Annotated in this window: 26 protein-coding genes; 3 read left to right on the top strand and 23 right to left on the bottom strand. The window is 75.3% G+C overall.

The features are described from left to right. Positions 1 to 9: 9 nt before the first annotated feature. From PGN05_RS20775 to PGN05_RS20785, 3 genes are read right to left on the bottom strand one after another with little or no spacing between them, the layout of a single operon-like run. Entirely contained in the window at positions 10 to 549 is a 540-nt protein-coding gene (locus PGN05_RS20775; RefSeq protein ID WP_419754475.1) for a carboxymuconolactone decarboxylase family protein, read from the bottom strand. After that, positions 546 to 1,412, bottom strand: a complete 867-nt coding sequence (locus tag PGN05_RS20780) for an SCO6745 family protein (protein WP_419754476.1) — start codon at positions 1,410 to 1,412, stop codon at positions 546 to 548. The genes PGN05_RS20775 and PGN05_RS20780 overlap by 4 nt, the downstream gene beginning before the upstream one ends. Positions 1,413 to 1,455: 43 nt before the next feature. Then, positions 1,456 to 1,881: a protein-tyrosine phosphatase family protein gene (locus tag PGN05_RS20785; RefSeq protein WP_419754477.1), complete on the bottom strand. Its 426-nt coding sequence runs from the start codon at positions 1,879 to 1,881 to the stop codon at positions 1,456 to 1,458. A gap of 166 nt (positions 1,882 to 2,047) precedes the next feature. Here PGN05_RS20785 and PGN05_RS20790 point away from each other — a divergent pair, with 166 nt between their 5' ends. Continuing rightward, complete coding sequence (locus PGN05_RS20790) at positions 2,048 to 2,368, top strand: GYD domain-containing protein (protein ID WP_419754478.1); 321 nt, start codon at positions 2,048 to 2,050, stop codon at positions 2,366 to 2,368. Between the two features lie 4 nt (positions 2,369 to 2,372). Here PGN05_RS20790 and PGN05_RS20795 read toward each other — a convergent pair whose 3' ends face one another. The 11 genes from PGN05_RS20795 to cutA form a co-directional block, all read right to left on the bottom strand. Continuing rightward, positions 2,373 to 2,741, bottom strand: a complete 369-nt coding sequence (locus tag PGN05_RS20795) for a VOC family protein (protein ID WP_419754479.1) — start codon at positions 2,739 to 2,741, stop codon at positions 2,373 to 2,375. Beyond that, on the bottom strand, positions 2,741 to 3,154 hold the full coding sequence (locus PGN05_RS20800; protein WP_419754480.1) for a VOC family protein: 414 nt from the start codon (positions 3,152 to 3,154) through the stop codon (positions 2,741 to 2,743). Before PGN05_RS20800 ends, PGN05_RS20795 begins: the two co-directional genes overlap by 1 nt. Beyond that, entirely contained in the window at positions 3,151 to 4,047 is an 897-nt protein-coding gene (locus PGN05_RS20805) for an amidohydrolase family protein (RefSeq protein WP_419754481.1), read from the bottom strand. The genes PGN05_RS20800 and PGN05_RS20805 overlap by 4 nt, the downstream gene beginning before the upstream one ends. Beyond that, the gene (locus tag PGN05_RS20810) at positions 4,044 to 4,967 is read right to left on the bottom strand and encodes an NADP-dependent oxidoreductase (protein WP_419754482.1); all 924 of its coding nucleotides are present in this window, start codon (positions 4,965 to 4,967) and stop codon (positions 4,044 to 4,046) included. The genes PGN05_RS20805 and PGN05_RS20810 overlap by 4 nt, the downstream gene beginning before the upstream one ends. A gap of 32 nt (positions 4,968 to 4,999) precedes the next feature. Beyond that, a complete protein-coding gene (smpB, locus tag PGN05_RS20815) occupies positions 5,000 to 5,476 on the bottom strand; it encodes an SsrA-binding protein SmpB (RefSeq protein ID WP_419754483.1) in 477 nt (158 codons plus the stop codon). Between the two features lie 42 nt (positions 5,477 to 5,518). Further along, positions 5,519 to 6,520 carry a hypothetical protein gene (locus PGN05_RS20820; protein ID WP_419754484.1) on the bottom strand — a complete coding sequence of 334 codons (1,002 nt, stop codon included), beginning with the start codon at positions 6,518 to 6,520 and terminating at the stop codon, positions 5,519 to 5,521. Between the two features lie 93 nt (positions 6,521 to 6,613). Next, complete coding sequence (gene ftsX, locus PGN05_RS20825) at positions 6,614 to 7,498, bottom strand: permease-like cell division protein FtsX (protein ID WP_419754485.1); 885 nt, start codon at positions 7,496 to 7,498, stop codon at positions 6,614 to 6,616. A 75-nt stretch (positions 7,499 to 7,573) separates the two neighbouring features. After that, the gene (gene ftsE, locus PGN05_RS20830; RefSeq protein WP_419754486.1) at positions 7,574 to 8,263 is read right to left on the bottom strand and encodes a cell division ATP-binding protein FtsE; all 690 of its coding nucleotides are present in this window, start codon (positions 8,261 to 8,263) and stop codon (positions 7,574 to 7,576) included. A gap of 256 nt (positions 8,264 to 8,519) precedes the next feature. Continuing rightward, positions 8,520 to 9,635: a peptide chain release factor 2 gene (prfB, locus tag PGN05_RS20835; RefSeq protein ID WP_419754487.1), complete on the bottom strand. Its 1,116-nt coding sequence runs from the start codon at positions 9,633 to 9,635 to the stop codon at positions 8,520 to 8,522. 99 nt (positions 9,636 to 9,734) lie between these two features. Then, a complete protein-coding gene (locus PGN05_RS20840; protein ID WP_419754488.1) occupies positions 9,735 to 11,507 on the bottom strand; it encodes a putative bifunctional diguanylate cyclase/phosphodiesterase in 1,773 nt (590 codons plus the stop codon). A gap of 98 nt (positions 11,508 to 11,605) precedes the next feature. Further along, positions 11,606 to 11,935 (bottom strand): divalent-cation tolerance protein CutA, encoded by a 330-nt coding sequence (cutA, locus tag PGN05_RS20845; RefSeq protein ID WP_419754489.1) that lies wholly within the window; start codon positions 11,933 to 11,935, stop codon positions 11,606 to 11,608. Positions 11,936 to 11,996: 61 nt separating this feature from the next. Between cutA and PGN05_RS20850 the strand changes: the two genes are divergently transcribed. After that, positions 11,997 to 12,233 carry a hypothetical protein gene (locus PGN05_RS20850; RefSeq protein WP_419754490.1) on the top strand — a complete coding sequence of 79 codons (237 nt, stop codon included), beginning with the start codon at positions 11,997 to 11,999 and terminating at the stop codon, positions 12,231 to 12,233. Positions 12,234 to 12,236: 3 nt separating this feature from the next. Here PGN05_RS20850 and PGN05_RS20855 read toward each other — a convergent pair whose 3' ends face one another. Both PGN05_RS20855 and PGN05_RS20860 read right to left on the bottom strand, forming a co-directional pair. After that, on the bottom strand, positions 12,237 to 13,043 hold the full coding sequence (locus PGN05_RS20855; protein ID WP_419754491.1) for an MBL fold metallo-hydrolase: 807 nt from the start codon (positions 13,041 to 13,043) through the stop codon (positions 12,237 to 12,239). Further along, positions 13,040 to 13,912 (bottom strand): alpha/beta hydrolase, encoded by an 873-nt coding sequence (locus PGN05_RS20860; RefSeq protein WP_419754492.1) that lies wholly within the window; start codon positions 13,910 to 13,912, stop codon positions 13,040 to 13,042. Before PGN05_RS20860 ends, PGN05_RS20855 begins: the two co-directional genes overlap by 4 nt. Positions 13,913 to 14,146: 234 nt before the next feature. Between PGN05_RS20860 and PGN05_RS20865 the strand changes: the two genes are divergently transcribed. Next, positions 14,147 to 15,094 carry a helix-turn-helix domain-containing protein gene (locus tag PGN05_RS20865; protein ID WP_419754493.1) on the top strand — a complete coding sequence of 316 codons (948 nt, stop codon included), beginning with the start codon at positions 14,147 to 14,149 and terminating at the stop codon, positions 15,092 to 15,094. A gap of 6 nt (positions 15,095 to 15,100) precedes the next feature. Here the strand turns inward: PGN05_RS20865 and PGN05_RS20870 are convergent, their stop codons facing one another. The 7 genes from PGN05_RS20870 to PGN05_RS20900 all read right to left on the bottom strand — a co-directional run bounded on the left by PGN05_RS20870 (position 15,101) and on the right by PGN05_RS20900 (position 24,131). Further along, complete coding sequence (locus PGN05_RS20870; RefSeq protein ID WP_419754494.1) at positions 15,101 to 17,701, bottom strand: putative bifunctional diguanylate cyclase/phosphodiesterase; 2,601 nt, start codon at positions 17,699 to 17,701, stop codon at positions 15,101 to 15,103. A 206-nt stretch (positions 17,702 to 17,907) separates the two neighbouring features. Continuing rightward, positions 17,908 to 18,795 (bottom strand): hypothetical protein, encoded by an 888-nt coding sequence (locus tag PGN05_RS20875; RefSeq protein ID WP_419754495.1) that lies wholly within the window; start codon positions 18,793 to 18,795, stop codon positions 17,908 to 17,910. Between the two features lie 143 nt (positions 18,796 to 18,938). Then, entirely contained in the window at positions 18,939 to 19,955 is a 1,017-nt protein-coding gene (locus PGN05_RS20880) for a methyltransferase domain-containing protein (RefSeq protein WP_419754496.1), read from the bottom strand. A gap of 443 nt (positions 19,956 to 20,398) precedes the next feature. Further along, entirely contained in the window at positions 20,399 to 21,025 is a 627-nt protein-coding gene (locus PGN05_RS20885) for a superoxide dismutase family protein (protein ID WP_419754497.1), read from the bottom strand. Continuing rightward, on the bottom strand, positions 21,022 to 21,699 hold the full coding sequence (locus tag PGN05_RS20890) for an ester cyclase (protein ID WP_419754498.1): 678 nt from the start codon (positions 21,697 to 21,699) through the stop codon (positions 21,022 to 21,024). Before PGN05_RS20890 ends, PGN05_RS20885 begins: the two co-directional genes overlap by 4 nt. A gap of 2 nt (positions 21,700 to 21,701) precedes the next feature. Then, complete coding sequence (locus PGN05_RS20895) at positions 21,702 to 23,342, bottom strand: phytoene desaturase family protein (RefSeq protein ID WP_419754499.1); 1,641 nt, start codon at positions 23,340 to 23,342, stop codon at positions 21,702 to 21,704. A gap of 39 nt (positions 23,343 to 23,381) precedes the next feature. Then, the gene (locus tag PGN05_RS20900; protein WP_419754500.1) at positions 23,382 to 24,131 is read right to left on the bottom strand and encodes an RNA polymerase sigma factor; all 750 of its coding nucleotides are present in this window, start codon (positions 24,129 to 24,131) and stop codon (positions 23,382 to 23,384) included. Between the last annotated feature and the right edge of the window lie 352 nt (positions 24,132 to 24,483).

The raw sequence follows: 24,483 nt of genomic DNA on the forward strand, positions 1-24,483 counted from the left end.
CTGGTGCCGCTATCCGGCGACCTCCTCCTCCGGCGGTTGCACCCGGAGGGCGACGAGGAAGCGCGACACCATCGCGTACCCGGCCACCAGCGCGGTCAGCTCGACCACCTGCCGGTCGTCGAAGTGCGCCCGGACGCCGGCGAAGACCTCGTCGGGGACGTCAACGTCCCGGGTGGCGGCGTCGGTGAACGCGAGGACGGCGGCCTGCACCGGGGTCCACACCGCCTCGGCGAGCGCGTCCGGGCGACGCAGGACCTGCAGCTGCAGCTCGGCCAGGCCCTCCCGGCGGCCGATCGGTGCGTGGGCCGCCCACTCGAAGGCGGCGTCGTTGAGGACGGCGACCCGCAGGACGACGAGCTCGCGCAGGTCGCCGGGGAGGGTGGTGCCGCCGCGCAGGGCGCCGAGCATCGCGTTCCACCCCTCGGCGACCGGAGGGCTGTGCAGCAGCAGTCGGTCCAGCGCCGACAGCCGGCCGCCGCGGCGGACCCGCAGCAGGTCCGCGGTCGGCCCGTCGTCGGCGGCCTCGGGCAGCCGGGGTCCGGTGGTCACCGGGCGCTGGCGAACAGTCCGGCCGGGTAGGCGCCGTTGCCGGCCAGCCGCCCGGACAGAGCCCGGCCCAGCTCGACCACCCGGGCCGTGCGCTCGGGCCCCAGGTGCTGCCACGGCGCCGCCGAGAGCTCGTCGGTCTCGTCCTCGACCGCCGTCCGCAGCGCCCGCCCGGCGTCGGTGAGGCCACCCTCGTCCAGCAGCCCGCGCTCGGCGAGCCGGCTGCCGGCCGCGGCCCACTCGTCGCCGCCCCAGCCGCGGGTGGCCCGGGCCGAGGCCTCGGTGAAGCCGCGGCCGGTCGCGGTGTGCGTGACCAGCGCCTCCAGCCCGGACAGGCCGTGGCGCACCAGCGTCGCCACGTGCCCGTCCCCGCGGTGCTCGCGCAGCAGGGTGGCGCCGTGCCAGACCGACAACACCGGGTCGTCGGGCCAGGGCAAGTCGGCGTGCCCGGCGTAGATCGGCCGCCCCTCGGGGGTCAGGACGGTGCAGGCCTCCCGCAGCAGCCCGGCCAGCTCGGCCACCTCGGGTGCGCCCACGGCCTCCGGTCCGCCGAGCAGCCGGGTGAGTGAGGCGCGGGCGGCCTCCAGCCGGGCGGCGACGACCTGCTCCGGGGCGGCGAGGCTCCAGGCGCGCGGGATGTGCCGGGCCACGATCGCGGGGGCGAAGTTGGCGAACGTCGCCGTCACCAGGCCCGGCCCGACCGCCCCCATCGGCGCCGCCCGGCCGGCGAAGTAGCACATCCGGCCCGGCCGCAGGCCCGCCGCCGACAGGTGCTCGTCCTGCTCTGGGGCGAAGTAGGCGTGGCTGTGCAGCGGCTCGACGGCGCGGTGCGCGCGGGCGACGTCTCGCAGATCGGCGCTGACCATGCGGCGCACCCTACTGAGGGGCAGAAATGGCCATCTCTGCCCCTCAGCCCAGGGAGCGCAGCCAGCGCCGCTGCCACGGCGTCTCCACCGCGCGGGGGTGGTAGGCGGCCCGGACCCAGGCGACGGCGTCGGCGACGGGGAGCCCGTCCAGGACCGCGAGCGCGGCCAGGGCGGTGCCGGTCCGCCCCACGCCACCGCGGCAGGTCACCTCCACCTGCTCCCCGCCCCGGGCGCGGTCGAGGGCCTCCCCCAGCGCCGCCAGGGCATCGGCGCGGTCGCGCGGCACCCAGAAGTCCGGCCACCGCACCCGGCGGGCGGGCCAGGGCGGCAGCGGCCCGGAGCCCAGCACCACCGCGAGGTCGACCGGGGCGGCCGGCGCGGCCAGCCGTCGGCCGCGGACCCGGGCTCCGGAGGGCAGGGTCACTCCGGTGGCGGGCCGGGCGGTGGACCCGTCGGGCAGCGGTGGCACGGGCGCAGCGTAGGGACGGCACCCTCGCCGTGGCGACCCACGCGCGGCCCCGGACCGTCCGTCGCCGCCACGCCGGAGCCCCCTCATCCGCGCACGCAGGCGTTGCGACGACGCGGCGGCCACCCCGACCATGGCCCGCGCACGGGGGCCGGACACGGAGGCCGCGATGCCCCGCTACCTGTTCATCGGCAACTACGCACCGCAGGGCACCCAGGCGATCATGGCGGCGGGGGGCACGGCCCGTCGTGCCGCGATCGAGAAGATGTGCGTCGACCTGGGCGGCCGCCTGGAGTCCTTCGACTTCGCCTTCGGCACCGACGACGTCTACGTGATCGCCGACCTGCCCGACCAGCGGACCGCGGCAGCGGTGACCCTGGCGGTGAACGGCAGCGGCATGGTGGCGGTGCGCACCGTCGTCCTCGTGACCCCCGAGGAGATGGACGCCGCCGGGCAGGTGCACGCGGACTACCGGCCGCCGTCCGCCTGAGGGCTCAGGGCAGGAACAAGCAGAACGGGTGGCCGGCCGGGTCCAGGCACACCCGGACGTCGTCCTGCGGCTGGAACTCCGCCACCGTGGCCCCCGCCGCGACCGCCGCCGCCACGGCCGCCTCGAGGTCGTCGACGGCGATGTCGAGGTGCACTTGCATCTGCGGATCGCCGGGGCCGGCCGGCCACACCGGGCGCACCTGCCGCTCCTCGCGCTGGAAGGACAGCCCGGGACCGCCACCCTCCGGCCGGAGGGTGGCCCACTCCGGGTCGGGGTCGACGATCGGCCCGCCGAGCAGCCGCTGGGAGAAGCGGGCCAGCCCCTGCGGGTCGGGGGTGTCGAGGGTCGTGGCGCTGAGCGAGAAGGCGGGCATCACCCCTCCGGCCCGGACGACGGCGCCCCGCCGTCGAGGCTGACGAAGAGGCAGAACGGGTGGCCGGCCGGATCGGCGTAGGTCCGGACGTCCTCGTACGGCTCGGTGTACCCGGACAGGTACCGGGCGCCGGCGGCCTCCGCGTGCGCGCCCGCCGCGGCCAGGTCCTCGACCTCGAAGTCGAGGTGCTGCTGCATCTGCTGGGTGCCCGGCTCGGGCGGCCACACCGGGGGGACGTGGTCGGCCTCGAGCTGGAAGGACAGCCCGGGGCCGCCGTCGGCCGGGCGCAGGGTGGCCCACTCCTCCCCGTCGTCGCGCAGGGGCCAGCCGAGCAGGCGGCCGTAGAAGCGGGCCAGCCCGCCTGGGTCCGGCGTCCCGAGGACGGCGGCGGTCAGGCGCACGGCGGGGGTCACGGCTCGATCGTGAACAGCCGCGCCCCGTTGTGCCACAGGACGGCGCGCAGCCACTCCTCCCCCAGGTCCAGCCGGTGCAGCGCGGCCAGCTGGTCGGCGTAGGGGTACGGGATCGTGGGGAAGTCGCTGCCGAGCAGGACCTTGTGTTCCAGCTCCCGGAGGCGGTTGCGCTGAGAGTGGTCGAAGGGCATCAGCCGCTCGGTGAAGTCGGTGGCGAACATCGTGGTGTCCAGGTGCACCCGCTCGTACCGCTCGGCGAGGTCGAGGAACTCCCGGTACTCGGGCATGCCGAGGTGGGCGACCACCAACTGCAGCCGCGGGTGGCGCTCCAGCAGCCCGGCCATCGGCTCGGGCCCGGTGTGCTCGCCGGCCAGCGGGCCCGACCCGCAGTGGATGACGACCGGGGTGCCGGTCTCGGCCAGCCGCGCCCAGACCGGGTCGAGCAGCGGGTGCCGCGGGTCGAACGCGCCGACCTGCACGTGCACCTTGAACACCCGCGCGCCGCGGTCCAGCGCCTCGGCGACGTAGTGCGGGGCCTCGGGCTCGGGGAAGAACGTCGCCGACCGCAGCACCTGCGGGTGGGCGGTGGCGAACGCGTGCGACCAGTCGTTGAGCCAGGCCGCCATGCCGGGCTTGTGCGGGTAGGGCAGCGTCGGGAACGCCCGGACGCCGAGCCGCTCGAGGATCGCCAGCCGCGCCTCGTCGTCGGGCAGGGCGTAGTGGATCGGCCAGGCCGATCCGTAGTGGCTCTCGGCGGCCTCGAAGAAGGCCCACACCTTGGCCTGCACCCGCGGGGGCAGGAAGTGCACGTGCACGTCGACCAGCCCGGGCAGGCCGAGCTCGCGCCAGTACCGCGGGACGTCGGCGTCGTCGACCGGTGGGGAGGGCGTCACCGGACCGTGACGACGACCTTGCCCCGCACGTGCCCCTCGGCGACGAGGGCCTGCGCGTCGGCGGCCTGCTCCAGCGGGAACGCCCTGGCGATCGGCACCCGCAGCTGGCCGGCGTCGGCCATCCGGCCCAGCTCCTCCAGGTCGTGGGCGTCGGGCCGGACGAAGACGTAGCGCCCGCCCATCCCGTTCACCGCGGGGTCGACGACGCTGGCGATGCGGGCCGGGTCGCGGACCTGCCGCGGGGCGTCGGCCAGGGTGTCGCCGCCCACGAGGTCCAGGACGGCGTCCACCGGCTCGGACAGCTGCGCGCTGATCGGCCCGGCCGAGTGGTCGAGCACCTCGGCGACACCCGTGTCGCGCAGGAACCCGTGGTTGCGCGGACTCGCCGTGCCCACGACGTGCGCGCCGAGTGCGACGGCGATCTGGACGGCGTTGAAGCCGACGCCGCCCGCGGCGCGGTGCACCAGCACCCGGTCGCCCTCCCCGACGTCGAGCACCTCGGTCAGCGCCTGGTAGGCGGTCAGCCCCGCGAGCGGCAGGGCGCCGGCCTCCGCGAAGGACAGCGACCGCGGCTTGGCGGCCAGGCACCGCTGCGGCGCCGGCACGAACTCGGCCATGGCACCCCACTGGACGTCGTCCCGCCGGACGTAGCCGAACACCTCGTCGCCGGGACGGAAGTCGACGACCGCCGGACCGGCCGCCTCGACGACGCCGGCGACCTCCCAGCCCGGGACGATCGGGAAGTGGTGCGGGAAGGCGCCGGCGAGGGAACCCTGCCGGATCGACAGGTCGACCGGGTTGACCCCGGCCGCGTGCACCCGCACCAGCACGGTGTCGGGGCCGACCGGCGGGTCGGGCAGGTCGTCCCGGACGGTCAGGACGTCGACGTCCCCGAACTGCTCGTAGGCCACCCCGCGCACGCGCCCCACCGTAGGCGCGGGGCGGCGTCAGGTCAGCGGCGGCCCTTCACGTACCGGCCGAAGACCCGCTGCATCTCCCGGCGCGAGTCGCGCTCGGCCATGTCCTGGCGCTTGTCGTACTCCCGCTTGCCCTTGGCGAGGGCGAGGGTGGCCTTGACCTTGCCGTCCTTGAAGTACAGGTCGAGCGGCACGAGGGTCAGGCCGCCCTCCTTGGTCTTGCCGATGAGCTTGTCGATCTCGGCGCGGTGCATGAGCACCTTGCGCTTGCGGCGCGGGGCGTGGTTGGTCCAGGTGCCCTGCGTGTACTCGGGGATGTGCACGTGCTGCAGCCACACCTCGCCGTCGTCCACGGTGGCGAACCCGTCGACGAGCGAGGCACGGCCGGCACGCAGGCTCTTGACCTCGGTGCCGGTGAGCACCAGGCCCACCTCGTAGGTGTCGAGGATCGAGTAGTCGTGCCGCGCCTTCTTGTTCTGGGCGATGAGCTTGCGCCCCTGTTCTCGCGGCATCCCGCCAGGTTACCGGCCGGACGCGCCCCGCCGTCCGCGTCGTCAGCCGGCCGTGGCCTCGCGCAGCAACTGCGCCTCGGTGGGCGCCTGGACGGGGAGGAAGGCGGCCTCCCGCACCCGGCGGGCGGTGTCGCTGGCGGCCAGGAAGCCGGCGCCACCGCACACCGCGGTCTCCAGCCGGACGGCGTCCGCGGCGGCGTGCATCGCCTCCAGCCGCAGCCGGGCGAGGTCGCCCGGAGCGACACCCACCCGCGAGGCCGCCAGGTCCTCCAGCCGCACCGCGAGGTTGTCCCGGCGGACGGCGAGCTGCTCGTGGGCGGGCCGCAGGACGCCGGTCGGCCGGCCTCCGGTGGCGTCGAGCGACGCGTCGGCCAGCCCGAGGGCGAGCGCGGTCTGCAGGAGCAGCATCGTCGGCCGGCACGTCCCCATGAACGCGGCGAGGTCCTCGCTGAGCACCTGCTCGGCGAGGACCGCGAGGCCGGCGAGCTCCAGCCCGCCCGTGCCGGTGCCGTTGAGACCGGCGAGCTCGTACAGCGGCGTCGGGGTCACGCCGGGGTCGGTCCGCCGGAAGACCACGACCACCCGACCCTGCTCCGGCGTCCGGGCGGGGGTGACCACGACCGCGTCGTCGAACAGGTTGGACGCCCAGCTGATCGACCCGGTCAGCCGCCAGCCGTCGCCGTCCCGCTGCGCGACCACGGGCACCGCCGCGGAGCCGGCGAGGTCGGCGATGGCCGGTGCGAGCGCGGTCGAGCCGGCCACGTCGCCGCTGCGCAGCGCGTCGGCGAGCCCGTCGAGGGGCGGGGGCGGCGGGCAGCAGGCGAGGTACTCCAGCACCATCCGCTGCGACCACACCGAGAACGCGGCGGCCAGCGAGACGCCCGCCAGCTCGCGCACGAGACGCACCGCGCCGAGCAGCGCCTCGGCCGGTTCCTCCCCCGCGGTGCCGAACGCCCCGACACCTCCCACCCGGCGCAGCAGGGCCCGGACGTCGGCCCGTCCGGCGTCGAGGTCGGCCGCCTCGGATGCGGGGAGCGCAGTCATGCCCTCGCCTGTGCCCCTGCGACGGCCCCGGAAACGACGACGGCGCCGGGCCCCTGGACGGGTCCCGGCGCCGTGGTCGAGCGCGTGATGCGGCTACATCCGGACGTACAGCCGCAGGGTCACGTAGGCGGCGATCGCGGCCAGGCCCACACCGGCGGCGGCGATGATCGGGCTGATCGTGGCGATCGCACCCCAGTCGACCGGCGGGATGATCCCGGCCTTGATCGGCCCGGCCAGGGTCTTGTCGACGAAGAGGATCTTGGTCAGCACCAGGCCGCCGACGGCGAGCAGCGCGCCGATGAGGCCGGCGAGCGCGGCCTCGAGGATGAACGGCAGCTGGGTGTACCAGCGGGAGGCGCCGACCAGCCGCATGATGTTGGTCTCGTTGCGCCGGTTGAACGCGGCCAGCTGGATCGTGTTGGAGATCAGCAGCAGGGCCGCCAGCGCCTGGACGACGGCGACCGCGATGGTCGCGTTCCGGGCGCCGTTGAGCAGGCTGAACAGCCGGTCGAGGAAGTCGCCCTCGTCGCGCACCTGGTCGACGCCGTTCTGCCCGTTCGGGAACTCCGCGGCGATGACCTCGTAGCGCTCGGGGTTCACCAGCTCCACGCGGAAGCTCTCCGGAAGCGCGTCCGGCGGGGTGTTCTGCACCAGCTCGGGCTGCTGGCTGAACTGGACCTGGAAGCGCTCGTAGGCCTCTTGCTTGGTCTCGTAGATGTAGGTGGCGACCTCGTCGGAGGAGGCCAGCTGCTGCTCGATCGACGACCGCTGCTCGTCGGTCACGTCGTCGGCCAGGAAGATGGAGACCTGCACCTTGTCGTAGTAGATCTCCTTCATGTCGGAGATCATCCCGGCGATCAACAGGCCGGTGCCCATGAGGCCGAGCGAGATGGCCGTGGTCAGGATCATCGCGACCGTCATGGTGAGGTTGCGACGCAGCCCGGTGGCCACCTCGGAGAGCACGAAGTTGACGCGCATGGTTTCCCTGTCGTGAGGTCAGGCAGGTGGGGAGGGCAGCCGGCGGGCTCAGTGGCCCGCCGAGGCGGAGCCGAGCTACCGGCCCACGCCGTAGACGCCGCGCGACTGGTCGCGGGCGATGACTCCCCCGTTGAGCTCGATGACGCGACGGCGCATGGAGTCGACGATGTGGTAGTCGTGCGTCGCCATGATCACCGTGGTGCCGGTGCGGTTGATCCGCTCCAGCAGCAGCATGATCCCCTCGCTGGTCTCGGGGTCGAGGTTCCCGGTGGGCTCGTCGGCGAGCAGCACCAGCGGCCGGTTGACGAAGGCGCGCGCGATGGCGACGCGCTGCTGCTCGCCACCCGAGAGCTCGCTGGGCAGGCGGTTGGCCTTGCCCTCGAGCCCGACCATCTCCAGCACCTCGGGGACGACGCGCTTGATGGTGCGCTGCGGCTTGTTGATGACCTCGAGCGCGAAGGCGACGTTCTGCGCCACCGTGCGGTTGCGCAGGAGGCGGAAGTCCTGGAAGACGCAGCCCATCGTGCGGCGCAGCTTGGGCACCTGCCACTTGCTCATGCCGTTGAGGGTCTTGCCGTTGACCGTGACCGTGCCCGTGGTCGGGTCGTCCTCCTTCAGCAGCAGCCGGAGGAAGGTCGACTTGCCCGACCCCGAGGAGCCGATGAGGAAGACGAACTCCCCCTTGTCGATCTCCGTGGACACGTCATCGAGCGCCGGCCGGGCACTGGCCGGGTACAGCTTCGTGACGTGTTGCAATTCGATCACGAGGGGCCACGGTACCTTCCCCGGGGCCCATCCTGGCCGCTCGCCACGAGACGCCCCGGTCCGGTTCTCGCGCAGCGTGACGGGTTCCGGGAGGCCCCGGGAACCCTGGTCACCCAGCGTGGCCTATTCCCCGGCGCGCCGGGTGTCGGGTGTGACGAACGGGACGCCGGGTGCCCCCGAGACGATCGGTCCTGCGGTGGCGCCGTCCAGGGGGCCCGCCCTGAGCCTGCGCGGGGTGGGGGGACGGGGTCCTCCTCTAGTTGGCGGCGACCGTCTCCTGCTGGCGGCGCCACCGGATCCCGGCCTCGATGAAGGAGTCGATGTCGCCGTCGAGGACCGCGGCGGTGTTGCCGGTCTCCTGCTCGGTCCGCAGGTCCTTGACCATCTGGTAGGGGTGCAGCACGTAGGAGCGCATCTGGTTCCCCCAGCTGCTGCCGCCGTCGCCCTTCAGCGCGTCCATCTCCGCCCGCTGCTCGGCCTGGCGCACCGCCAGCAGCCGCGCCTGGAGGACGCGCAGCGCCGCCGCGCGGTTCTGGATCTGGCTCTTCTCGTTCTGGCAGGACACCACGATGCCGGTGGGCAGGTGGGTGATCCGGACGGCGGAGTCGGTGGTGTTCACGCTCTGCCCGCCCGGACCCGACGAGCGGAAGACGTCGATCCGCATCTCGTTCTCGGGGATCTCGACGTGGTCGGTCTGCTCGACGACCGGCAGCACCTCGACCCCGGCGAACGACGTCTGCCGGCGACCCTGGTTGTCGAACGGCGAGATCCGGACCAGCCGGTGGGTGCCCTGCTCGACGGAGAGGGTGCCGTAGGCGTAGGGGACCTTGACCGCGAAGGTGGCCGACTTGATGCCGGCCTCCTCCGCGTAGCTGACGTCGTAGAGCTCGACGGGGTACTTGTGCCGCTCGGCGTAGCGCAGGTACATGCGCATGAGCATCTCGGCGAAGTCCGCGGCGTCGACGCCCCCGGCCTCCGAGCGGATGGTGACCAGCGCCTCGCGCGAGTCGTACTCCCCCGACAGCAGGGTGCGGACCTCGAGCTCGTCGATGGCCTTGCGCAGCGCCTCGAGCTCCCGCTCGGTCTCGGCGGTGGTGGCCTCGTCGCCCTCCTCGGCCGCCATCTCGTGCAGGAGGCCGACGTCGTCGAGCCGGCTGCGCAGCTCCTCGACCCGCCGCAGGTCCCCCTGCAGGTAGGACAGCCGGGAGGTGAGCGCCTGCGCGGCCTCCACGTCGTTCCACAGGTCCGGCGCGGCGGCCTGCTGCTCGAGGTCGGCGACCTCGCGGCGCAGCCGGTCGACGTCGAGGACAGCCTCGATCGACTTCAGGGTCGTGTCGAGTTCGTCCAGGACGACGGAGAAGTCAGCGGCCACGTCGACCCAGGGTAGTGCGCTCCGGCCGGGCGCAGGTGGCCCCGGTGGAGGAGGACCCCCTCGACCCCGCCGCGGCGGCCCGCGGCGACCCGGGCCGGCTCACCGGCCGGTCGCCGCCACGGCGGCCCCGTGCTCGGCCCGGGCGGCCAGCCAGGCGGCGACGTCGTCGGCCGGCATCGGCCGGGCGATGTGGAAGCCCTGGGCGAAGGTGCAGCCCAGCTCCGCGGCCAGCGCCAGCTGGTCGGCGGTCTCCACGCCCTCGGCCAGGCTCCGGACGCCGCAGGCCCGGCCGAGCGCGACGACGGCGGCGATGGCAGCGGCGGCCTGGCTGCGCCGCCCCGGCGGATGGGCGACCAGGCTGCGGTCGATCTTGAGCAGCCCGGTCGGCAGGGAGACCAGCTGCCCGAACGAGGAGAAGCCGCTGCCGACGTCGTCGATCGACACCTCGACCCCGGAGCGGCGCAGCTCGGCGAACTGGGTGGCGGCCCGCTCGACGTCGTCGGCGACGGAGGTCTCGGTCAGCTCGACGACCAGCTGCTCGGGCGGCAGGCCGGCCGCGGACAGCGCGTCGTGGACGTCGCGGACCAGCGTGCCGGTGGAGAAGTGGCTCGCGCCGATGTTGACCGAGGTGACCAGGTGCAGCCCCGCCCGGGCCCACGCGGCCGTCTGCCGGGTGGCCTCGCCGAGCACCCAGCGGGCGATCGGCGTCATGAGGTCGTGCTGCGCCGCCGTGGGCAGGAACTCGGCGGGGGGCAGCAGCCCGCGCTGCGGGTGCTGCCAGCGGACCAGTGCCTCCACCCCGGTGCACCGCCGGCTGGGCAGCTGCAGGACCGGCTGGTAGTGCAGCACCAGCTGGTCGTCGAGGACGGCCTCGCGCAGCTCGGCGGCGAAGGTCGCCTTGCGCTGCGCGGCGGCCCGCAGGTCGGCGGTGAACAGCCGCACCCGGTTCCGACCGGCCGCCTTGGCCGCGTACATCGCCAGGTCGGCGTCGCGCACCAGGTCGGTGGAGCGCACCAGCGGCGCCCGGGTGTCCCGCGCGGTGGCGATGCCGATGCTGGCGCCCAGCCGCACCATCCGGCCGCCCAGGTCGAAGGGCCGGTCGATGCTGGCCCGGCAGCGGTCGGCCAGGACCTCGGCGCCCTCGGTGTCGCAGTCCCGGCACAGGACGACGAACTCGTCACCGCCCAGCCGGCCGACGGTGTCGCCGCCGCGCGTGCAGCCGGTGAGCCGCCCGGCGATCTGGCGGAGCAGGTCGTCGCCGGCGTCGTGGCCGAGCGAGTCGTTGACGTCCTTGAACCCGTCGACGTCCAGGAACAGCACCGACACCGGGCCGCGCTCGGGCCGCTGCAGCTCGGCGTCGATCAGCTCGTGCAGGTGCGCGCGGTTGGGCAGCTCGGTGAGGGTGTCGTGGCGGGCCCGCCAGTCCGAGGCCCGCTCGGCGCGCACGCGGGAGGTGACGTCGGTGTGGGTGACCACCACCTGGCCGGCCTGGTCCACCCGCGAGGCCTGCAGGTGGAACCAGCGGGTGCCGCCGCGGTGCTCGAGGGCGTAGTCGGCCTGCACCGAGGCGCAGTCACCGCGGGAGAGCGCGCGCAGCCGGTCGACGAGGGACAGCGTGCCGGTGCCGCCGCTGAGCCGCCGGGCCATCGCGAAGTAGTCGCCGTCGATGCCGACCCGGATCCGGTCGTCGTCGAGCACGTGCACGGCCGCCTCCCAGGCCGTGTTGGCCAGCAGCACCGTGCCCTGGGCGTCGATGAGGAGGGTCGGCGAGGGCAGCGCGTCGAGGACCGCCTCCACCGCCACCGCCGAGCCGTCCGTGCCGGCACGCCGGACGTCCAGAGGCAGGTCCCCCTGCCCGGGACCTCCGGCCATGCGCTCTCCCGTCGTCGTCGGGCCGCCCCCCGCGGGTGCCCGGTCGTGCCCGCCATCGTGCCTGGCGGGCCGACGGCCGGGCACCGGACCCCCCGGCGTCAGAGCTCCGGCTCCCTCGTCTCCCCGACCACCCACCGCAGGTAGTCGGGGTTGCCGCCCACCAGCGGGAGGGCGATGACACAGGGGACGTCGTACGGGTGCAGCTGGGCGGTCCGCGCGACGATCGCCGGCACCAGCGACCGGCGGGTGTGCAGCGCGACCCGGGCCTCGGGCTCGTCGTGCACGGCCCCCTCCCACCGGTACACCGAGCGGATCGCGGCGACCTGGTGCCCGCAGGCGGCCAGCCGCTCCTCGACCAGGGTGCGGGTGTAGCCGGCGAGCCAGTCGGCCTCGGCGGCGGTGACGACGACCTCGCAGCACTCCTCCACGGGCGCATCCTCCCGCCGTGGGAGGGGGTGGACGGGGTGCCGCGCTGGGTAGGGGGCGGTCATGGGCGAGGACATGACGATCCGGCTGGACAGCGAGGAGTACGTGCTCCGCCGTGCGGAGGGCGGGCTGGAGGTGGGCCGGCGGGTCGACGGCGACGTCACCTGGCTCGACACCGTCGACCCCGGGCTGCTGCCCGCCGCGGCACGGGAGGCCCTGGAGCGCGGCGACACCGCCGACCCGGGCCTGCTCACGGCGCTGCGCGGGGTGGTGCAGGCGGAGGTGCAGCGCGGCGCCTGAGGCTCAGGCCGGCAGGTCGACCGGCTCCCCGGGCGCCAGCCACCGGAAGCGGTCCCGGACCTCGGGCGGTTCGGCGGCCAGTTGCTGCTCGGCCGCGGCCCGGCCCTGCGAGAAGTGGCTCCACCCCTCGTAGTGCACCGGGACGGCGGTGCGCGGGCGGAGCTCCCGGCACAGCCGGGCGGCGTCCCGGGCCGTCATCGAGTAGCGCACCGGACCGGTGACCGGGAACCGCACCGCACCCAGGTGCAGCAGCGCGATGCCGATCGGGAACCGCTCCGCCACACGGCGGACGCCGCCGAACAGGACGGTGTCCCCGGAGATCCACAGCACCCCGTCGGACTGGCCGGCCCAGCGCAGCGCGAAGCCGACGACCTCCCCGGCGACCGGCCGGCTCAGCGGCGGCCCGTGCCGCGCGGGGGTCGCGGTGACCTCGATGGGCGGGCGGCCGGCGGCGGTGAGCTCCGTCGTCTCCCACGGCCGCAGCCCGCGGGCGCCGTCCCCCAGCCGCCGGGCGCCGGTGCGGGTGGTGACGACGGCGCCGGCCGCGGGCAGCAGCGCGCGGCCGGCGTCGTCGAGGTTGTCGCCGTGGTGGTCGTGGGTGAGCAGCACGGCGTCCACCGCGGGCAGGTCGGCGACGGCGAGCGCCGGGCGGCCCACCTTGCGGCTGGACGTGCCCCAGCCGAAGGCGTAGCGGCGGCCGGGCGGGTCGAACGTCGGATCGGTCAGCAGCCGCCAGCCACCCACCTCGATGAGCACCGTCGGGCCGCCGACGTGCGTCAGCCGGACCGTCGCCGGCGGCCCGGCGGTCACTGCGCGCCGGCGACCTCGGGCCGGCTGCCGCGTGCGTGGGCGACGGCCCAGTCCAGCACGTGGTCGGCGATCCGCTCCCAGCCCTCCTGGGCGGGCAGCAGGTGCGCGTAGCCGGGGTACTCCTCGATCTCGGTGACGGTGTGCGGCGAGCGGTAGTGCTTGAGGTTCGACCGCTGCACGCTCGGCGGCATGATGTGGTCCTCGCCGCCGGAGACGAACAGCAGCGGCGGGCGGGCGTCGTTGCCGTAGTCCACCGCGGCGTCCTGCGGGCCGGGCATGAAGTTGGCCAGCACCGAGTTCCACAGGATCCGGCCGGACGCCGGGACGTGGTAGCGCTCGTACAGCGCCCGCGACTCCTCGTCGCTGAAGGTGTTCGTGAACGCGTAGTGCCACTGCTCCGGGCTCAACCCGACGGCGCGGTGCCGGTTGGCGGGGTTCTTGAACGCGACGAACGTCGACCGCAGCTGCGACAGGGGCAGCACCCGGACGCCCTCGGTCGGCGCGGAGTTGAGGACGACGCCGACCGCGCCGTACCCGCGGTCCAGCAGGATCTGCACCAGGGTGCCGCCGGCGGAGTGGCCGATGAGGATCGGTGGGCGGTCCAGGCCGTCGAGCACCTGCGCCAGGTGGTCGACGACCTGCGGCAGGGTCAGCTCGGCGATGGGCGTGGGATCGGCGTTGAGCGCCTCCACCTCGACCTCGAAGCCGGGGTAGCCGGGGGCGAGCACGCGGTAGCCGCGGGCCTCGTAGTGCGCCTTCCAGTTCTCCCAGCTCCGCGGGGTCACCCAGAAGCCGTGGACCAGCACGATCGTGTCGGGCGCGCCCGGGGCCGGGCCGGACGAGGCGCGGGGGCTCGGGATGTCGGTCATGGCGGGTCTCCTCGCTCCGGGTGTGCCATCCGACGCGGAGCCTGGCAGCGGCGCCCGGCCGGTGCTGGCCCTTGGCTGCACACCTGTGGTCCCTGGGTGCACGCGACGCCCGGGCCCGCGGGGCTTCTGCGCCGGACCCCCGCCCTGCCAGACTCGGTCGCGCGCTCCCCCCGGACCGGCGCACGACGACGTCCGCCGGCCCGCCGTCCCCGTGCGCCCCCGAAGGGGTCCCCGATGCTCCTCCTGGACACCGCCGACCTGCCGCCCGAGCACCGGGTCGACGCCTTCCGCGCCGCGTTCGGCCAGGCCTCGGTGCCCTGCCGGATCGAGCACCTGGGTCCCGCGGCGGCCGTGCACACCCGCATGCACCTGTGGGAGTTCGGCGGGGCCACGCTCTTCACCACCGACTCGAGCGGCTTCCGGCTGGTGCGGACGCCGCGGCACGTGCGGATGGAGAGCCCGCCGGTGGTGGCGCTCGCGGTGCAGTCGAGCGGGACCGGGCGGTTCGGGCAGTTCGGCGCGGAGCGGCTGGTGCCGACCGGGGACCTCATGGTCAGCGACCTGCGGGCGCCGTACGAGTTCTCCTGGCCGGGACGCGGGGGCTCGCGGGCCTTCCAGGTGTCCGGCGAGCAGCTGGGCCTGCCGCCGGACGTCGTCCGCGCCGCGGCTCCCCGGCTGCGGGCCAGCCCGCTGCACGACCTGGTGCGCGACCACCTGGTGGCGCTGTCCCGCGACGCCGACCGCCTGGCCGGGGACCCGGGCGCGGCCGCCCTCGGCACGGCGACGACCGAGCTGGTCCGGGCCCTGCTGGTCTCGGCCGCGGCGCCCGACCGGCGGGTGCCGGCGGTGCGCGCCGAGACGCTGGCGACCCGGGTGCTGGCCTACGTCTCCGCGCATGTGACGGAGCCGTCGCTGACGCCCGAGCGCATCGCCGCGGCGCACAACGTGTCGGTGCGGCAGCTCTACAAGGTCATGGCGGTGCGCGGCGTGAGCCTCGAGCAGCTCGTCATCGACCGGCGGCTGGAGCTGGCCCGCGCCGAGCTGCTCACCGCGGCCGGCCGCCGGCGGTCGATCGCGGCCACTGCCCGGGCCTGCGGCTTCGCCGACCCCAGCCACTTCACCCGGCGGTTCCGGGCGGCCTACGGGCGGACGCCGCGGGAGTGGCAGCGCATGGCTCCCTGACCGCGGTCAGGGGTGCAGCTCGGCCGGGGTGCCGGTGTGCCGGCCGAGCAGCAGCAGCTCGGCGTCCGTGGCCTCGAGCGGCTGGGCGAACAGGAAGCCCTGCGCGCGGTCGCAGCGGCCGGCCGACAGCTGGTCGCGCTGGGCGGCGGTCTCGACGCCCTCGGCGACGACCTCCAGGTCCAGTGCCCGGCCCAGGTCGATGAGGCCGCGCACGATCGCCGGCACCCCCTCGTCGGTGATGGTGGCGACGAAGGACCGGTCGACCTTGAGCACATCGACGGTGAACTGCTGCAGGTAGCCCAGCGACGAGTACCCGGTGCCGAAGTCGTCGAGCGCCAGCCGGACGCCGAGCTCGCGGAGCGCGGCCAGGGACTCGGCGGCCCGCTCGGGGTCGCCGACCAGCGCCGTCTCGGTCACCTCCAGCACCAGGGCCTCGGCGGGCAGGCCGCTGGTGGCGAGGGCGGCCCGCACGTGGTCGGTCAGGTCGGGCGAGGCCAGCTGCACCGCGGAGACGTTGACCGCCATCGTGGTGTCGGCGGCCGCGGCGTGCTCCCGGCGCCAGGCGGCCGCCGTCCGGCAGGCCTCGCGCAGCACCCAGGCGCCGATGTCCTCGATGAGGCCGAGCTCCTCGGCGACGGGCACGAACTCGTTGGGCGGGACGGCGCCGAGCGTGGGCGAGTCCCAGCGCAGCAGCGCCTCGAAGCCCACGACCCGCTCGTCGGCGAGGTCGACGACGGGCTGGTACACCAGCCGCAGCTGGTGGTCGTCGAGGGCGACGGCCAGCTCCTGCTCCAGCCGGCGGCGCTCCACGGCGGCGGCCCGCATCGAGGGGGCGAACACCACCGAGCGGCCGCGGCCGGAGACCTTCGCCGCGTACATGGCGATGTCGGCGTCCCGCACCAGGGAGGCGCCGGACGCGTCGTCGTGGGCGACGGCGATGCCGACGCTGCCGCTGATGTCGACCCGCTGGCCGGCCAGCCACAGGGGCCGGGCGAGGACGTCGAGGACGCGGGCGGCCGTGGCCTCCACCTCGCCGGTCCCGTCGCCGGACTGCACGACGAGGACGGCGAACTCGTCGCCGCCGAGCCGCGCGACGGTGTCGCCGGCCCGCACCGCGGACCGCAACCGGCCGGCCACCTCGATCAGCAGCGCGTCGCCGGCCGAGTGGCCGAGGGTGTCGTTGACCGACTTGAAGCCGTCGAGGTCGATGAAGACGACCGCCGCCGACGGTCCGCCGCGGGCGCGGCGGGCCAGCGCCTGGTCGACACGGTCGGCGAACAGCGCGCGGTTGGCCAGGCCGGTGAGGGCGTCGTGGGAGGCCTGGTGGGCCAGCGCCGCCTCGGCCTGCTTGCGGTCGGTGATGTCGGTGAGGTGGATGACGACGCCCCCGACGTCGGGGTCGCGGCGCAGGTCCACGAGGCGGACGCCCAGCCAGCGGGACCGGCCGGAGAGGACGGCGGGCAGCTCGGCGTCGACGACGGTGCCGTCGGCCCGCAAGCAGGTCTGCAGCACGGCCTCGGCCTCGGCGCGGTCGATGCCGCAGAACTCCACCAGCTCCCCGCTGGTGTGCGGCGCCGTGCCGAGCAGGCCGGCCAGGCCGGCGGGGTCGCTGAGCAGCCGGCCGCGCGCGTCGACGACGGCGACCGCGTCCGAGGAGTGCCGGGCCAGCGCCGCGCTGTGGCGTTGCTGGGCGGCGACGAGGGCGCGGGCGGCGGCCTCGGCGCGCAGCACGCGGGCGGTGCGGGTGAAGACCAGCCCGGCCAGCACCAGGGTGCCGCCGAAGACGGTGATCGGGGCGCCCTCCGCGCCGGTGACCCCGCGCAGCACCTCCAGGCCGGCGGGCACGAGCAGCGCGCCGAGGCTGACCGCGAGCCGGGCCAGCCCGGGCACGCTCTCCTCGGCGTCCCCGTCCGCCGGCCGGCTCCCGGAGCCGGCGGCGACCGCCAGCAGCAGCACGCCGACCAGCCAGCCGGTGTCGAACCAGACGCTGACCGGGTCGGGGTCGGCGAGCAGCAGGAAGCCGAGGTCGGAGCCCAGCCAGCAGGCCGCGCCGGCGGCCACGGCCAGGGGCGCGTACTCCCCGCGGCTGCGGGTGGTGACGAGGCGGAAGACCAGCCCGATGAAGGCGGCGTCCAGCGCCGGGTACAGCGCCCAGACCAGGCGGGTCAGGACCGGCAGGCTGGTGTCGGTGACGGTGCCGGCGACGGAGAGCTGCCAGACGAGCATGAGCATCGCGATGAAGACACCGGCGCCGTCCAGCCAGCCGTCGACCTGCTGCCCGCGGGTGCGGCCGCGGACGTCGGCCATCCGCCACAGGCCCAGCGCGAGGGCGACGTAGCCGCCGACGTAGGCGGCGTCGGAGATCGACAGGTCGGGGACCGAACCCGCCCAGTACTGCAGGTACCAGCCGACGTCGCCGAGGGCGGTGAGGGTGACGCCACCGGCGACGAGCAGGGACGCAGAGCGGAAGTCCTGGCGCCAGGAGCCGTACCAGGCCCCGACGGTGGCCGTCGCCATGACGGCGAGGTAGATCCAGTCGGCGGCCAGGCTGCCGTGCACGGCGGCGTGCACCGCGAGCACGACGGCTCCGAGGACGAGCCCGCACACCGGCGCGGGCCTGAGCCGTCCTCGCCGCTGTTGTCCTGCCCCCATGCGACACCGCCTTCGTCCGGATCTGTCCCGGACGCATCGACGGAGTGGGGTCGGCCCTGTACGGCTCCGTGCGGCGGTTCACCCCTGTGGGTGACTCGCGGTTGCCGCGTCCGCCCGCGAGGGGGCACCGCGCGGACGCGGCGCCCCCTCCGGTCAGCGGGTCAGTGCAGGACCACCACCCGGTGCATGCCCAGGACGGCGTGCGGGATGCCCGTCTCCGCGTCGGCCACGAAGCACATCAGCGCGTAGGTGCCCGCCGGGAGGTCGTAGCCCAGCTGCAGCCGGCCACCCGGCGAGACGACGTCGGCTCCCCCACCGGGTCCCTCGCGGGTGACGTCCGGTCCGGTGCCGTCGAAGGCCGCCTGCACGGCGTCGTCGGTCGTGCCGTCGGCCACCGGCACGAGCAGCGCCATGTGCGGCATCCCCGACCGGTTGACGAAGGAGAAGCTGCCCTCGCTCGGCCAGTGCCGCGGGGCGTCGAAGCTCAGGTGGTGGGCCGTGACGCTGAGGTCGCTGAGCGGGCGGCGGTCGTCGTCCCCGTACCCCGTGACCCGCAGCTCGGTCACCGCCGGGGGCTCTGCGGCGGTCGGCGTGGTCGCGAGGTCCATCAGGTAGTACGTGCCCCGCTCCAGTTCCTGCGTGACGACGGCGGGGTGGTCCGGCGCGACGAACGCCAGCCCGTGGATCGTCGCGTCCTCGTCGATCCCGCGGGTGCTCGCGGCGGCGTCCTCCGGCCGCTCGCTGAACTGGAGCGCCAGGTCGGCGAAGAACTCCTCCAGCGTCACCCCGGGCCGGAGCCGGAACATCGTGACCTCGCTGCCGCCGCCCTCCGCGGTGAGGGGGTTGGTGGTCGCCACCTCGAACCGGACCGTGCCGGCCGGCACCACCTCCCGGTCGATGTCGACGGCCGAACCGGACGCCGTGACGCCGACCGTCGAGTGGTCATCACCTCCGGGGTGGTCCTCCGCCCCGGCGGCCGACGCGCCGCCGAGGACGAGGAGGCCTGCGCTGATCGGGACCAGGAGCGCTCGGAGCGCGGTCGTCCGCATGGCTTCTCCCTCGGAGTCGAACGTCCCCCGCTGGTCCGCCACCGCCGCGCCACCCCTCGACGACCGGCGGCGGCGAGGCAGCGTTGCAGCCCCCGTTGCGGTCCGGGAGTCCCGGCGGCCGACTTCGTGCGCGCGTGCGGGTGTCAGCTACGGGTGGCGACGACGGCGGTGAGCGGGGTGCCTGGGGCGATGGGTTGCGGCTCCCCCGGCAGCAGGCCGGCCTCGGTGAGCTGGGCGACGAGCCCGCCGGCGTCCGGCAGCTCCATCGCGCCCTCCTGGGCGCGCAGCAGGAGGTCGAAGTGCCGGCTGAACAGGTGCGGCGTGGCGACGGTGGTCACCACGAGGAGGGCGCCGCCGGGGGCGAGCAGCCGACCGAGGTCGCGGAGGAAGGCGGCCCGCTCTCCCAGCGGCACGTAGTAGACGACGTTGGCCAGCAGGGCGAGGTCGACGGGCTGGATGCGGGCGGCCAGCTCCCGGACGTCACCGTGGAGGACCGCGGCCCGGCCCGCGAGGCCGCGCCGCTCCAGGGTCTGGCGGGCGATCGCGACGGCCGCCTCGTCGGTGTCGACGCCGACGCCCTCGGCGTCCGGTGCGGCATCGAGCGCCTCGGCCAACTGGAGGCCGGCGCCGCAGCCGATGTCGAGAACCCGCCGGGGTCGCCGCTCGGTGACCGTGCGGGTGAGGACCTCGTGCACGAACGGCTCGAACCCGGCGGAGATGCGGGCGATCACCCCACCCTCGTCGACCACGTCGCGGCGGGCCGGACCGCCTCGGAGCTGCTCGCCGAGGTCGCGGTAGAGGCCGGTGTGGAAGCCGCCGAAGGCCTCGTAGGACGCGCGGACCAGGTCGTCACCGAGGACGACGCGGCCCTGCCTGCCGAGCCGCCAGGTGCCGCCGCGCTCCTCGACCAGCCGGCTCGCCGCGAGCACCCGGAGGAAGGCCTGCAGCAGCGCGGCGTCGGCGATCCCCAGGTCCTCGCAGAGGTCCTCGACGGACCGGGGACGCTCGGCGACGGCGTCCAGGACGCCGGTCCGCAGCCCGGCCGACACCAGCTGCAGCCGGACGGCGGTCTGCCCCTCCCGCGTCGCGCGGAGGCGGGCGGGCAGGTTGCCGGCCCGCGCCACCTGCCACAACGCGCGGGCGCTGACCATCCTCGGCATCTCGCGGCTCCTCTCGGGAGCGCCACTCTGGCGCTCCCGGACCCCCGACACCAGGGGTGCCGACGATGCGCGCGCCGGCGGCTACCGGTGCCCGGCTCGGCGGTCGAGGCTCCAGCGCGCGGCCTCCTTCACGGGTCCGGACCGACTCCTGCAGCACCGGTCCTCGAGTGGCCCGCTGAGACAGGAGGAAGCGTTCCCGCGGGAACGTGTGCTGACCGACCGCCCCTGGCCGCCCGACCAACCCCTTGCGAGTCGACGACCCCCGGGACCGAGCGACGAACCAGTCCCATGGCGGCCCACCATGGGACAGCCCCCCGCGTCGGCCTCTGGGCGATCCGTCGGCTGGATGATGTGCGCCGAGGGGCAACTCCTGACCCGAAAAAGTGCTCCTCTGCGCACGACGTTCCCGGGGCAGCGGCGCAGGTGCTCGGCCGGCGCCGGAGTCAGCCCTCCACCGTGCCGCAGGCGATGCGGCCGCCGGCGTCGCCGGTGCCCCGCGTCGTCTGGTCGGCGCCCGCGGGCGCGTACCGCTCCGGGATGTTCGCGAAGTTGTCCGGACCGGCGTGCACCATGACGGCGCTGCCGTCGTCGTCGGTGAGGTCGTCCAGGTTCAACGCGTCGGTGACCGCCGTGAGGCTCCCGGCCCCCGACTCGCCGACGTGCAGGCTCGGGAGGTCACCGGCGTGCTGGCCGTGGTCGGCGTCCGCGGCCCCCAGGTGCCCCCCGGCCGAGAGGAAGTCCCCCGTCATCGACGGGTCCGTCGGGCTGACGCTGGCGGGTTCACAGAGCCCGATGGCGTGCACGTGGAACCCGTGGAAGCCCGGCGGGAGCCCGGTCGCCTCGACCGACACCCGCGTGCCCCCCTCGCCCTCGGACAGGGTCACCGTCCCGACCTCCGCGCCCGCTGCGTCCACCAGCCGCGCGGTCAGGTCCCCGCCACCGGCCGCGGCCGGGGACGAGGCGGAGCCGGTGGCGGCTTCCGCCGGCGCCTCCTCGGCACCGCCGCAGCCGGCCACCACCAGGAGCACAGCGGACGACGACAGGAACAGGGGAACGGACGATCGCCTCATCGGGGCCTCCTGACGGTCAGCCCGGCGTCGGCCTGGCTGCGGATCGGGGCGGGGTCGCGGGATCCGGCGGCGGGCGGCCGGGCCGTCCCGCCGGTGGCGCTGCGGGAGCCTCCCGCAGCGCGGGCGGGGAGGGAACCCGGACCCGGACCCCCACGTCGCCGCGCCCGGCGCGTCGCCAGGGCGCGCCGGGGCGACCGGAGGAACACCGCGAGCTGCAGACCCGCCCGCCCCCACCCGGTCTCGGTGACGCTCAGCGGCGGGAACAGGCCCATCTGGACGAGGAGGCCGGCCACGTCGACGTAGAAGTTGTCCTCGGCCAGGCGCCCGTTCCGCATCCGGACGAAGCTGACCGCCTGGATCCGCAGCCGCCGCCCGGTCGCGGGGACGCCGAACAGCGTGCCCAGGTGGGTGCCCGTCAGCGTGTACTCCTCCGCGACGGAGTCCCCGTGCGGCACCCGCGTGGTGAGGTCCAGGTGCAGGTCGGGCACGGCGTCGAAGAGCATCCGGAGGACCGCCCCGACCTCGGCCTTCCCGCGGTGGGTGCGGCCCAGCGCCATGTCGTGCCAGGTGATCTCGTCGTCGTAGTGCGACAGGATCCCGGCGACGTCGTGGCGGTTCCAGAACGGGACCACTGCCGCCATCGTGTCGAGGTTGCGCTGCTCCGTCGGCGACATCGTCAGTGGTTCCACCGCGGGTGCCCTCCGCCGTCGGCGAGCACCATGCCCGCGGTGTTGTAGCCCGACAGCACGACCCAGGGCAGGCCGGCGTTCGGCGTCGTCCACTGCCCGGCCAGGTACAGGCCCGGCAGCGGGGAGCGCTGCTGCGGACGGGAGCGGCTGAGCATCTGCGGCACCAGCCCCCACCCGGCGAACGCGCCCTGGTTGTTGTGCGTGCGCCGCACCATGTCCAGCGGCGTGTAGACCCGCTTGGCCACGATGTGCCGGCGCAGGTCGGGGATGAGCGCCTCGGTGCGCCGGATGAAGACGTCGGCGATGGCGTCCTTGTCGCGGTCCCAGTCGATGCCGACGCTGTCCAGGCGGGTCGGGCACTCCAGCTTGATCGAGTGCATCCCGGGCGGGGCGAGCTCCGGCTGGTGCAGCGTGGCGACGTAGAGGTAGTAGGCCGCCTCCTCGACGTTGCCCAGCGGGAAGTTCGCCATCCCCTTGTCGATGTCGCGGTGCGGGTAGATGAAGTTCAGCCGCTTGATCTCGTCGCCGAACTGGGCCAGGTCCAGGTCGATCCCGAGCTGCACCTGGAAGAAGGCCGGCGTGGTGGGGTTGGTCTGCACCGCCGTCCGCAGCCGGCGCGGGACGGCGTCGGCGGGCAGTTGCTCGGTGTAGAGCCGGCGGGCGTCGGAGGCGCAGACCACCGCACCCGCGGAGAACTCCCGGCCGTCGACCGTCCGCACGCCGTGCACCCGGCCGCCGGTGACCAGCATCCGGTCGACCTCGGCGCCGGTGGCCACCGTGCCGCCCGCCTCGAGGAACATCTCGCGCAGCACCTCGGCGAGCCGGCCGAAGCCGCCGCGCGGCATCCACATGAGCCGGAGCGCGTGGACGAGGAACACCGAGGCGATGACCGCCGACAGCTCCGAGGGCGGCGTGCCGATCCCGACGCAGAGCATGGACAGGTAGGCCTTGAGGTCCGGGTCGCGCAGGTGCTCGTCGAGCAACTGCTGCAGCGTCCGGTTCTGGTACTTCAGCAGGGTGGAGCCGGGCATGTTCAGCCGGCCGGCGACGGGCGCGACGGCGTCCCCGAGCCACGGCCGCTGGAACTGCTCGAGCAGCCGGTCCAGCGGGCGCCGCTCCCCCGGTACGCCGGCGATCCGGAAGCTCGGGACGACGAGGTCGAGCTCGGCGGCCATGCGCTCCATGTCCAGCAGCACCCGGGTGATCCCGGCCCGCTCGGCCGGGAACCGCCGGGTCAGCTGCTCGGCGGTCACGGTGAGGTCGGCCGGGATCTCCATCCGCCCGTCGGGGAAGACGCCCTGGAAGCTCTGCAGGTCGGGGACCATCTCGATCCGCTGGTCGATGCCCAGCCGTTCGAACACCTGGCGGGCCGGCATCCCCAGCCGGAAGGCCAGCACGATGTGCCCGCCGTGGTCCCAGTAGAAGCCCTGCTCACCGTCGCCGTGGGCGTACCCGCCGACGAACGGGTTCTTCTCCAGCAGCAGCGTCCGTGCCCCCTGCTGGGCGAGGGTGAGGGCACAGGTCAGGCCACCGGCTCCCGCGCCGGTGACGATGGCGTCGTACCGGTCAGCGGGCGGACCGGTCCGGTCGGCAGGGCGGCCGGGCAGGGCGGCAGAGGGTCCAGGCACGGGCTTCTCCTTCTCGAGGGGACTGCGGCGGGGTACGGGTCAGAGGGCGAGGTCCTGGAGGCCGGCCGGGGCCAGGGCGGTGCGCAGTCCGGCCAGGACGCGGGCCCGGGTCGGCTCCACGTTCTCGACCGGCATCCCGAGTCGCGCACCGATCTGCGCGGCGCTCAGCGCCGGGGAGGCGACCAGCAGCTCGAGCAGCTGCTGGTGCGGCTCGGGCAGCTCCTGGACGGCCCGGCGGACGGCGCCCACCCGCTCCTGGCGGAGGACGTGCGCCACCGGGTCGGTGTCCGACGGGGAGGGCCCCCCGTCGGTCTGCGCCCACGGGCGTTCCCGGCCCGCACCGCGGACCGCCTCCCGGCAGGTCCGGCGCGCGGTCGCCCGCAACCAGCCGGCCAGCCGCTCGGGTCGCCGCAGCGGCGCGGGGTCCTCCAGCAGCCGCAGCCAGGTGGTCTGGACGGCGTCCGCGGCCTGTGCCTCCGTCAGCCGGAACTCACCGACGACCGACTGCAGCAACCCGCTGTACCGCTCGACGACGGCGTGCCAGGCCCGCTGGTCACCCTGCGCGGCGCGCCGGACCAGGTGCCCGGTGCTGTCCCCGGCGGCCGGCACCCGGTCGGCGCGCGCCGCCGCGGTCCCGCGGGTCGTCCGCTGTCCGCCCGGGTTCGCCGGGCCGGAGGCCGGCCGCGGCTGCCGGGGGCGCGACGTCGGCTCCGGGGTCCGGCCGGTGCTCTCCGGAGCGGACGTCAGGGGTCCCCTGTAGCGGGTGGACTCCGGCTGGCTGCTGACCATCTGGGACCTCGTCTCGTGGGGGGCCGCCGGTGCGGCGGGAGCCGTTTCGGGTACGGAGAGCGTGCTGCGGGCCGGCGCCCGGGACGATCGAGCAGGCCCTACGAGGAGCCCTCGGCAACCCCCGTCCGGGAGGTGGGGTGGACCCCCTCCCCCAGCGCGCGGAGCCGGCGTGGACCGCCGCGCGGACGCGCGGCTAGGGAGCGGCCGGTGCCCAGCGGTGCCGGCTGTCCGGCACCCCGGCGGGCGCGCTGCCCGGCCGACGCTGCGGCGGCCGGCCCCGCGCGGCGGCCCGGCGGGCGGGGGCCCGGCGGCGGCCCCGCATCCACCAGGTCCAGGCGCCCCCGGGCCGCCT

The organism is Geodermatophilus sp. CPCC 206100 (genome assembly GCF_048569675.1).
GTDB lineage: Bacteria > Actinomycetota > Actinomycetes > Mycobacteriales > Geodermatophilaceae > Geodermatophilus.